Source organism: Streptomyces sp. NPDC001700 (assembly GCF_053596435.1).
The window spans coordinates 318,649-328,598 of record NZ_JBSFGE010000010.1 but is presented as its reverse complement, the minus strand read 5'-3'; the positions used below and the strand labels follow the sequence as shown (position 1 = coordinate 328,598).

Here is a 9,950-nt window from a genome sequence, read left to right as displayed (position 1 = left end):
TGACGGATTTCACGAAAGTGATGGAAAACGAGCACCCAGCCACATAAAGCCCCAGGTCAACTCCTGTGGTCCCCGCGCACGCGGGGTTGGTCCCACCGCCCCGACAAGACCCCGACCTTGTCTGACGTGGTCCCCGTGCACGCGGGGTTGGTCCCCCGTTTGCCAGTCCGTCGTACTCCACGGCGGTGTGGTCCCCGCACACGCGGGGGTTGCTCCGGCTTCGACATCACCCTCCGTCCCGAACGGCTGTCGGCCCCGCGACCGCGGGGGTTGCTCTGCGTTGTGGGTGCTGAGTACGGACGCAGCCGGGTCGGCCCCGCGACCGCGGGGGTTGCTCCCGGCTTCCGTACGAGATGTGGCTGCGCGCCGAGTCGGCCCCGCGTCCGCGGGGGTTGCTCCTGCGCGACGCGGGCGTGACGTTGTCCTCGGAGGTCGGCCCCGCGTCCGCCGGGGTTGCTCTAACGTCCAGCGCGTCCGTGGACTTCGGCCGTGCGTCGGCCCCGCGTCCGCGGGGGTTGCTCCAGATAGGAGCTGTTGACCTTGGTAGAGACTATGTCGGCCCCGCGTCCGCGGGGGTTGCTCGAGGTGTTCGGCCTGGCTGTACATGTGGAGGGGGTCGGCCCCGCGTCTGCGGGGGTTGCTCGGTTGCAGGCGCCGCGCGTGACATTCGCCAGATGTCGGCCCCGCGTCTGCGGGGGTTGCTCTCGTCTGGGGAGACGAGAGCGGTCATCGCCAACGTCGGCCCCGCGTCTGCGGGGGTTGCTCCCGAGTCGACGGCGCGGGGGGCCGCGGAGGGAGGTCGGCCCTGCGTCTGCGGGGGTTGCTCGGCGTCCAGCAGGCTGGCGCTGCGCAGGACGTGGTCGGCCCCGCGTCTGCGGGGGTTGCTCGTGCTCCACGGCGTCCGCCCCGTGGTTCGCCTCATCGGCCCCGCGTCTGCGGGGGTTGCTCTGGGGTTGCCGACCCCGCTCGGTCCCCAGCCAGGTCGGCCCCGCGTCTGCGGGGGTTGCTCGTGCAGTACGGCTGCGCGCACAGCGGCTCCTCCGTCGGCCCCGCGCCTGCGGGGGTTGCTCGCTGATCGAGGCGCGCGTGCTCGGCACGCCGATGTCGGCCCCGTGTCTGCGGGGGTTACTCTGACGCGGACACGGAGCCCGAGGGGCTGACGTAGTCGGCCCCGCGTCTGCGGGGATTGCTCTTGACCTGGCTGCATTGCGTGGCGCTTCTGGGGGTCGGCCCCGCGTCTGCGGGGGTTGCTCGCTGGCCCACTTCCGCTCGCGCGTCTCCTCCTCGTCGGCCCCGCGTCTGCGGGGGTTGCTCCGCGACCTGCGCGATCGTCGCCCCCCGCTGAACGTCGGCCCCGCGTCTGTGGGGGTTACTCGGTCCTGTTGCAGGACGGGTTCGGCCTGGCCCTGTCGGCCCCGCGTCTGCGGGGGTTACTCGGGCGGCGACCGGGACTCGGCCGGCCTCTTCCAGTCGCCCCGCGTCCGCGGGGGTTGCTCTCGCGACGCGCCCATGCAGCGCGTAGGCGTGTGGTCGGCCCCGCGTCTGCGGGGGTTGCTCGATGGGGTCCAGGCCAGCGTAGAGAAGATACGTGTCGGCCCGCGTCCGCGCGGGTTGCTCGCGCATGGCCTGGCTGTACGAGGTCGAACACGCCCTTCAACAACGACCGCCTTGCTCCGGTCCCTGGGAAGTCCATTACCGGGACCTCCTCTTTATCAGCAGAAACCAGCCTGGCCAAATCGAGCAGCATTCCCAGACTTAACTTTGATCCGGAAAATTCCACCCTGAAGGGCTAAGCATGTCTGCTCAATTCATGGACGTGAAAGCGACAGCAGAGTATCTCAACATGTCAGTGGCCTGGGTGTATCGGGAGGCCCCTAGCTTGGGGCTGGCCCCCTACAAGTTTGGGCGTGGACGCAATGCGAAGATTCAATTCAAGATATCGGACGTCCAAGCCTGGCTTCGACAGCAGAAGTTGGGCTAGAGCAGCACTCGCGAACACACAGGTCCCCCGTCGCTGCTTCGCAGTACGGGGGTCTCCTGCGGTTCAGGCCGCCAGCCCCAAGTCCAGCAGCTTGGCAGCCTTGCCGACCGATCCCGGCATGAGGTGCCGGTAGATCTTGAAGGTGATGTCCAGGCTCTTGTGGCCCATCCACTCGGCCACGTCGGTGATCGGGATGCCGTTGGTCAGACAGTTCGAGGCGAAGAAGTGCCGGAAGCCGTACATGACCATCCCTTCCGGGATGTCCACCTCACCAGCCTTTTTGATCCTCTGCCATTGGTTCGAGAGGTAGTAGTACGGGAACGTCTTGCTCGGGTCCTGGGGGTGGCGGAGGAGGTAGCCGTTTACCGTGCCGTACTTCCCCGCGTACCACTCGATGGTGGCCTTGACCCGCGCCGGGAGGGGGACGTCGCGGTACTCGCTGGCCTTCCGGTGCTTCAGCCGTCCGTATTCCCTGGTGGTCTGGTTCACCTGCTCGGTGATGCGGTACACGTCGTCGGCCACGATGTTGTTGATGTTGACTGCCGCCGCTTCCCCGTTGCGCATGCCACATCCGCTCATGAGGTCGGCCACCAGGAGAAACATTTCGTCGCCAGCAGTGCGTATCTCCTGGAGCTGCTGCACCGACGGGATGACCGCGCGCTCGGGGTCGTACTGCGGAGGCTTGACCCCCTCCAGAGGGTTCTCGCTGAAGAGGCCGAGCCTGTGCGCGTCGAGGAGGACGGCCTTGAGCTTGTCGTACGCGTTTGCCTGCGTGGCCAGACCGGCGCCATTCCGCTCCATGGTCTGGATGAAGCCGTCCACGACCTTGTGGTCGAAGGTATTCATCCGGCGGCTTCCCAGGGCCGGGAAGAGGTGGTGCTCCAGGAGCGAGTCGAGATGCCGGACGGACGACTCGGACAGATCCCGCTGCCCGGCCTTCCAATCAGCGGCGTACTCCGCGAACTGCATCGCGCCGTACTTCCGGATGCGCTCCGCCCTGCTCCGATTCTGAGGAGCGGCCCTCTTCGCCTTGTAGATCTCCGACAAGCGTTCGATGGCGTCGTCCTGCCTGGAGAAGCCGGACTCCTCGGCCTGGTTCCCGGCCGCGTCGCGATAGCGGATCTTGTACGGGTGCGGGCACTTGGACCACCGGGACTGAGCGTGCTCGCACTCCTTGAAGAAGGTGCCCATACCCCGGGCGAGCGTCTTGGCCGCCATGTACTGCTGACTCCTCGGGCGCCGATGCTGACACTTTACTGACAGCCGATACTCCGAGACGTCTCCGACCTGCACGAAGACGGGAATCGTGTGATATGTGGTGGAACTTCATCGGCCGCTCCCACGACGACATCGCCCAGGCCCGCGCCGACTGGACGGCGGGCCGCCACTTCGGCGAGGTCCACGGCTACGACGGCCCGCCGCTCCCCGCCCCCGAACTCCCCCCAGTACCGCTGAAACCGCGCGGACGCGCCCGCTGACCTGCACTTTCATCGAAAGCGAGCCATCACCGAACGCTTGATCATTTATGGTCGATACCCAGCGGCAACGTGACGTGGACGCGCCTCTTGCGGCCGCTTCACAGGGACAGCGACGAGTCCCAGGTTTGACCGTCTGTGACAGCCTCTGGCAAACCTTACGCTGACCCAATGCTGACTTTGCTGACCCTTCATCAGGTCGGAACGTCCGCTCGATCCACTCGAGGGGTGCACCGCGCAAGCCGGGATCGGGGCCAGGTCGCGCTGCGCGATGTTTGAGCGACGGTCCTCGCTGGCCACTGCGGCTTCACGATGAGATCGGGCGGCAACGCGGCACGCGCCGCTTTTGTTGCTCCTCTACAAGTCGACAGGAGTGTCGGGAGGCCAATGTCCGGCGCATGAGGCGGCTGTGATCAGATGCGGACTCGCTGCCCCGTGGTCTGATCGATGCGGCAGGCGCAGCCTGGTGCTGACCTAGATCACGTTGGCCGCACGGCTGCTTTCAGGATTTGCGGCTCGGGGCGGTCAAGTGCTCTTCAGCCCCTGGACACTGCCCATCCTCGGAGAGCAGCAGCTTGCAGGTTCCTCCCCCAGAGGTTTGCTCCTGGCACAGCGCGAGTTTGAATCGCCGAGTTCACGCGACGAACTGGCCAGCTCACTAGCGCAGTCCAGTGTCGGCGACGGCTGAAAAGTGGTTCTGTCGCATGTGTTGTGGATGGTCACGGACTGTAGCCCCTGGCGGGTTGGGCGGCCGCGTGGAAGTTGCCCGAAATCAGCCCCGCACGGTGCTCGCCCGGGTGATGGTCACCGGCCGTGGGAGAGAGCACGGTTGACCTGAAGGAGCTGCTGTTCCCCGGCGTTGCCGACGTGGCGATCGCGTCGATAGAGGCAGAGCCGGGAGTCATACGCGTTGTGGCTCGCAGCACTGCCCGTGGTGCGTGGTGTCCAGGGTGTCGTGGCTGGTCCGAGCGGGTGCATGGCTCCTACCAGCGTCGTCCTGCCCACCTGCCGACCGCGGGGAAGGCGGTGGTACTGGCGTTGACGGTCCGGCGCTTCCTGTGCGGCGACCGGCGATGCCCTCGACAGACCTTCGCAGAACAGCTAACAGGTCTGACCAGGCCCCACGCCCACCGCACCGAAGGGCAACGCTCCACCTTGGCCCGGATCGCCCTGGCACTGGCCGGCCGGGCCGGCGCCCGGCTGGCCCACCTGCTGGGCATGAGCGCCGGTCGGGACACCCTGCTGCGGCTCATCCACGCTCTGCCCGACCCCGACAGACTCACCCCACGGGTGCTGGGCGTGGACGACTTCGCCTTCCGCAAGGGGCACACCTACGGCACGATCCTGATCGACATCGACACCCACCGGCCCATCGACGTTCTCCCTGACCGCGAGGCCGCCACCCTGGCCCGCTGGCTGGCCGACCACCCCGGCGTGGAGGTGATCTGCCGCGACCGCTCCACCGCCTACGCCGACGGCGCCCGCGCCGGAGCACCGGAGGCTGAGCACTGCGCGGACCGCTGGCACCTCTTCCACAACCTCGTGGAGGCCGTGGAGAAGACGGTCGTGCGCCATCGGGCCCTGCTCCCCGAGCCCGAACCGCCCGACGACCAGCTGGCGTTGACGGCCGAGGACATCCGGGCAGCCGCGTCCACGACGCGAACGACAGCCGCACCTCGCACATCGGGACGGATCAGTGACCGCACCCGCGAGCGTCACCAGATCATCCACGAGCTGCACCGCCACGGCCACAGCCTGCACGGCATCGCGGCACAGCTCGGCCTGGCCCGCAACACCGTCCGCCGCTTCCTGCGCGCGGGGACCGCAGATGACCTGCTGGCCGGCAAGTGGACCGGCCGCACCAGCATCCTCGACCCCCACAAGCCCTACCTCCACCAGCGGTGGGCGGAAGGATGCACCACCGCCGGCCGACTACTCCAAGAACTCCGCAACCGCGGCTACACCGGCGGCCAGAGCGTGGTCAAGGAGTACCTCCGGCAACTGCGCGACACCGTCCCCCGCACTGACCGGCCACCCCGTCGGCCTCTGTCCGTGCGGGAGGTGACCAGCTGGCTCACCCGCCACCCGGACAACATCGCCGAGCACCAGGCCGAGCGTCTCAGGGCCATCCTCGGCCGCTGCCCGGAACTGGAGAAGACCGCCCACCACGTCCAAACCTTCGCCGAGCTGATGAACAAGCGCCACGGTGACCAGCTGGAGGAATGGATGTCCAAGGTCCAAGCGGACGACCTACCGGACCTCCACTCATTCGTCGCGGGCCTGCGACAGGACACCCAGGCTGTCACCAACGGCCTCACCCTGCCCTACAGCTCCGGCCCCGTCGAAGGCGCAGTAAACCGCATCAAGATGCTCAAACGGCAGATGTTCGGCCGTGCCAAGCTGCCCCTACTCCGCAAACGCATCCTCCTGAGCTAACACTCAGTCACCGCATCACAAAGCATGCGACAGAACCGCTTTTCAGCCGTCGCCGACAGAGATTGCGGGCAATCTCCAGGATGCCCTGGCGGGTCTGGGCGGCACCCTGCTCGCGCCGTGGAGACCGCACGGGATCGCCTTCTTCGGTCTGGCCGGGAAAGTCGTGCTTGCCTCCTCGCATCAGACAACGCAAAGACCAAATCCGCACGTTGAATCCCGGCAAGGCAAGCCCTGAACATTGCTTCAGGGTCTCCACCAAGCCGAGGCCGACTCAGCTGCGTTGAGTACTCCGGCACTTTCTGATGGCACTGATATTCCATAAACATGACCCTGTGGTCCAAGCGTGCGCCGTGCCGTCCTTCCTAAGCTGCCCCAGGGCTCGGAGTAACCCGGGCTGCTCCGGGCCCCGGCACGTACCAGGCCTCACAGCCGCCACCGCAAGGAATACCTGATGAAGCACGTCTTGCCACCAAGATCCACAGCCGTCCTTTCCTCCGTGAAAAGGCAGTTCGGCTCCATGGCGGCACTGCTTCATCCAAGGCTCGTCAACCAGTCTCCCGGTCGAGAGTCCATTCACCAGGCGCTTGATCTGCCCACACGCCAGTACGTTATGGAGGTACCTTGGCGGCCGTTTGCGGTGTCGCCAGAAGGTAAGCGCGCATCATGAACTCACGTCACGAACAGACCATGCGATACCGCGTACTCGGCCCGGTCGAGGTCCTGCGCGGTGAGACGCCGCTGGATCTGGGGCCTCGGCAGCGCCGGATCCTGCTCACCCGCTTGCTCATCGAGGACGGCCGCCCCATCTCGCTGCCACAGCTGCGCCGGGATCTGTGGCAGGGGGACCAGCCGACGACGGCGTTCTCCTCCATCCGCGCACACATCAGAAAGCTGCGCATGGTGCTCGACCCGGTGCGGCAGGGCCGGTCCACGGTGCTGGTCAACGGACCTGCTGGCTACGCCCTGAAGGTGCCTCGTGAGGCCGTGGACACCGTTCTCTTCGGCGACTCCCTGGCCAGGGCTCGCGATATGCTGAAGCGAAATCAATTGGGCCGGGCTTGCGCAGAGTTGGATACCGCACTCGGACTGTGGCGTGGCGAGGCCCTCGGTGAGACCGCCGAGTACGCCTTCGCCGCGCGCGAGGTGGCACGGCTCACAGCCACGCACTACGAGGCAAGGGAACTGCAGGCCACCATCCTCGTCGAACTGGGCGAGTTGGAGCGGGCGGTCCGCATCGCCGAAGATCTCGTCATCTGTGCCCCGGTCCGCGAGTCATCGTGGGCGCTACTGATGCGCGCGCTGTACAAGACGGGTCGGTCGGTCGAGGCACTCCATCAGTACGGGCGGTTCCGCACCATGCTGGCCAAGGACCTCGGTCTGGTTCCCAGCCCCGGGCTGAACGAGCTGCACACCGCCATCCTGCGGCACGACATCGCAGTCCTCGGCAATCCCGGTCCCCCTCGCTCCGCCACAGCCCTGTCCGCTGGTTCTGGCGCCACCGCCGAACCGCTGGTGGGCCGGGCGGCGGAGACCGCCCATCTGGCCGCCGTCCTCCAGGCCGCGGCAGCGGGCCGCACCCAGTGGGTCGTACTCTCCGGTGAGCCCGGAGTGGGGAAGACCCGGCTGCTGGACGAGATGTCGACCCAGGCAGAGGCCGCCGGGTTCACCATCACCCGGGCCGTCGGGGGCCAGACGCTGAGCGAGAGCCAGGAAATCTCGATCGTGTGCCCCGCCACCCAACTCCTGGACGGCTTGCGTGAGGAAGGGACCGGAACACCGACACAGGACGACGCCGACGAGGGACAGCTCAACGCGCTCCTGCGGGAGCTTGGCCAACGGCCCACCTTGTGTGTGATCGATGATCTGGACTGGGCTCCACCGGACTTCCACACCCTGCTGCGGCGGTTCGCCACTGTACTGCGGGATGCCCGCGTCGCCGTCGTCTGCGCCCTCAGGAACCCCGATGACCCCGCGGGCCAGCGGGCTGCTCGCGGAGCTGGCCCGCCACGGCGTCACCTGGCTGCAGATCGAACCGTTGTCGGTGGCCGGGGTGGCCGAGCTGCTCACCGCCCGCGGGGAAAGCGCCTCGCCAGACAAGGCGTGGGCGTTGCACCGGCGCAGCGAGGGCAACCCCTTCATCCTCAGCGAGCTGCTGAAGCTCCCACCCGGCCGGCGCACCGGACCCTCGGCGCGGGTACCGGCCACGGTACGCGGCGTCGTCCAAGCGCGACTGGCCGAACTGCCCGCCGCGGCCAGGACCACGCTCACCTACGCTGCGGCCGACGGCCCATCGCTGGACATCGGTCTGCTCGCCGACATTCAGAGCATGACGCGGGACCAGCTGCTGCCACTGGTCGATGCCGCCGTCACCGCCCGCATCTTGACCTGGGAGGCGGGCGGTGACGAGGACTCCACAGGGCATTATCGCTTCCCCGAACTGCCCCGGGAGGTGGTGCTGTCGACCCTCACCCCTTCCTCCCAACACCTGTTGCACGCAGCACTCGCCCATGAGTTGGCCCATGGGGACCGCGCTGACCCGGCGCGGCTGGCCCGCCACCTGCGCGCGGCGGGCCCGATGGCCCCGGTCGCGCAACCCGGCCGGTCGCGCAGCCCGGTGGCGGAACACGGGCGTTGACGCGCCATCTCACTCCGTCGCCGCCCCCACCGCCGCCGGACGCGTGGCCAGAGGAGAAGCACATGTTCGATCAGCACAAGGCACCCGGCCAGACCTCCGCCACCGGCGAGGAGTCCGCTACCGCGTCTCCCGACGCCGAAAGCGTCGAGGCGCATCACACCGGTGGCAAGGCCCCCGCCGGATCCGCGCCCGGAGCCACTGAGCCCGCCGACCGGGACGTGTCCGCCAACCACGAGGAAAGGAGCGCGAGCGCCGACGAAAAAACCACCGCCATCCGGCGGTTGGCCCGGCGAGGCGGCCTGGTCGCCGGCCCCGCCTCCGAGACGCAGACCGCTGTCAACAGCGACGGCGCGAGGACGCCGAGGACATGCGAGACCTCGGCGGCACGCGTCGGAGGCGAGACCGAAGCTGTGGGCGGTGCGGAAACGCCGGGCGACGCACGGACCGGTCGCGGCATTCGGGGCAGGGCTTCCCGCCTCGGCAGAGACTCGGTGGCCACGTCGCCCGCCGAGGTGAACGCGAACGGCGTCGGCGCGATGGCCACCGCGGCGGCGGGCGCCGGTGGCGACTCACCCAGCCCGGACGGGGGCTTCCCCGGCCGCCCCAAGGGGGGCGTGCTCGCCGGCGCCGCCATGGCGGGGGCTATCCTCATCGCCGTACCGCTGCTGGTCGTGGCCACCGGCAAGGACGACGACAAGAGCGAGAAGGCCGGCTCTTCTCGCTCCGCCGACACCGTTCTGGACGACGACGGGTCGAAGTCGGGCGCATTCGTCGCCGAGTCACCAACGCCCACGAAGCCGAAGGCCGACAAGGAACCGCCGAAGCAGCCATCCTCGCCCGCGGCGGAAAAGGCGGAGTCGAAGCCCGACTCTCACCCCCTCGAACTCGGCGAAGGCCGAGGAGAAGGAACACTCAGCAGCCAAGAAGAACACGGCCGTCGGCAACCTCCCGGCCGTCATGACACGTGTGCTGATCAAGAACAACACCAGTGGTACCTGTGCCGACATCCCCGGCTACGCCAACGGCCCCATCCTCCAGGGGGGTATGCAACAGCAGTGCGGACGACACCCAGTTGTGGAACCTGGAGAAGAAGTACGACAACGCCGGACCGGGCGGGGTGCCTCTCTTCCTGATCCGCAACGTCATGGACTCCCACTGCCTGGACCTGCCCGATTACGGCGCCCGTCCCGGCACCACGCACGTACAGGAATCCACGTGCAACAGCAGGGCCGTCGACAAGCAACTCTGGTGGCTGGACAAGCAGGCCGAGGGCAAGTTCTGGATCCGCAACTTCGCCAGTGACAACCAGTGCCTGGACTCGTACGGGCGGGACCACGACGTACGCAACCTGATCGCCTGGCCCTGCACGTCTGAGAACCAGAACAACCACCAGTGGATCGTCACGCCCTCCTGAACCACCACC

The 9,950-nt window shown here is 67.7% G+C and carries 6 protein-coding genes and 2 pseudogenes; 7 read left to right on the top strand and 1 reads right to left on the bottom strand.

Annotation, left to right across the window (positions count from 1 at the left end; all coding sequences use genetic code 11):
- Positions 1 to 1,795: 1,795 nt before the first annotated feature.
- Positions 1,796 to 1,981 carry a helix-turn-helix domain-containing protein gene (locus ACWC5C_RS21150; protein WP_450877345.1) on the top strand — a complete coding sequence of 62 codons (186 nt, stop codon included), beginning with the start codon at positions 1,796 to 1,798 and terminating at the stop codon, positions 1,979 to 1,981.
- A 63-nt stretch (positions 1,982 to 2,044) separates the two neighbouring features.
- Here ACWC5C_RS21150 and ACWC5C_RS21145 read toward each other — a convergent pair whose 3' ends face one another.
- Positions 2,045 to 3,172: a tyrosine-type recombinase/integrase gene (locus ACWC5C_RS21145; RefSeq protein ID WP_450877380.1), complete on the bottom strand. Its 1,128-nt coding sequence runs from the start codon at positions 3,170 to 3,172 to the stop codon at positions 2,045 to 2,047.
- Positions 3,173 to 3,282: 110 nt separating this feature from the next.
- On the opposite strand from ACWC5C_RS21145, the pseudogene ACWC5C_RS21140 reads away from it, so the two are divergent.
- The 6 genes and pseudogenes from ACWC5C_RS21140 to ACWC5C_RS21115 form a co-directional block, all read left to right on the top strand.
- A pseudogene (locus tag ACWC5C_RS21140) lies at positions 3,283 to 3,459 on the top strand (pirin family protein); the annotation flags it as partial.
- Between the two features lie 810 nt (positions 3,460 to 4,269).
- Entirely contained in the window at positions 4,270 to 5,892 is a 1,623-nt protein-coding gene (locus ACWC5C_RS21135) for an ISL3 family transposase (RefSeq protein WP_450877343.1), read from the top strand.
- 663 nt (positions 5,893 to 6,555) lie between these two features.
- Positions 6,556 to 7,776: pseudogene (locus tag ACWC5C_RS21130) on the top strand (BTAD domain-containing putative transcriptional regulator); the annotation flags it as partial.
- A 79-nt stretch (positions 7,777 to 7,855) separates the two neighbouring features.
- Positions 7,856 to 8,527 (top strand): hypothetical protein, encoded by a 672-nt coding sequence (locus ACWC5C_RS21125; protein WP_450877386.1) that lies wholly within the window; start codon positions 7,856 to 7,858, stop codon positions 8,525 to 8,527.
- A gap of 62 nt (positions 8,528 to 8,589) precedes the next feature.
- Positions 8,590 to 9,660, top strand: coding sequence for a hypothetical protein (locus tag ACWC5C_RS21120; RefSeq protein ID WP_450877341.1), 1,071 nt, complete (start codon positions 8,590 to 8,592; stop codon positions 9,658 to 9,660).
- Positions 9,645 to 9,941 (top strand): RICIN domain-containing protein, encoded by a 297-nt coding sequence (locus ACWC5C_RS21115; RefSeq protein ID WP_450877339.1) that lies wholly within the window; start codon positions 9,645 to 9,647, stop codon positions 9,939 to 9,941. The genes ACWC5C_RS21120 and ACWC5C_RS21115 overlap by 16 nt, the downstream gene beginning before the upstream one ends.
- The last annotated feature ends 9 nt before the right edge of the window (positions 9,942 to 9,950 follow it).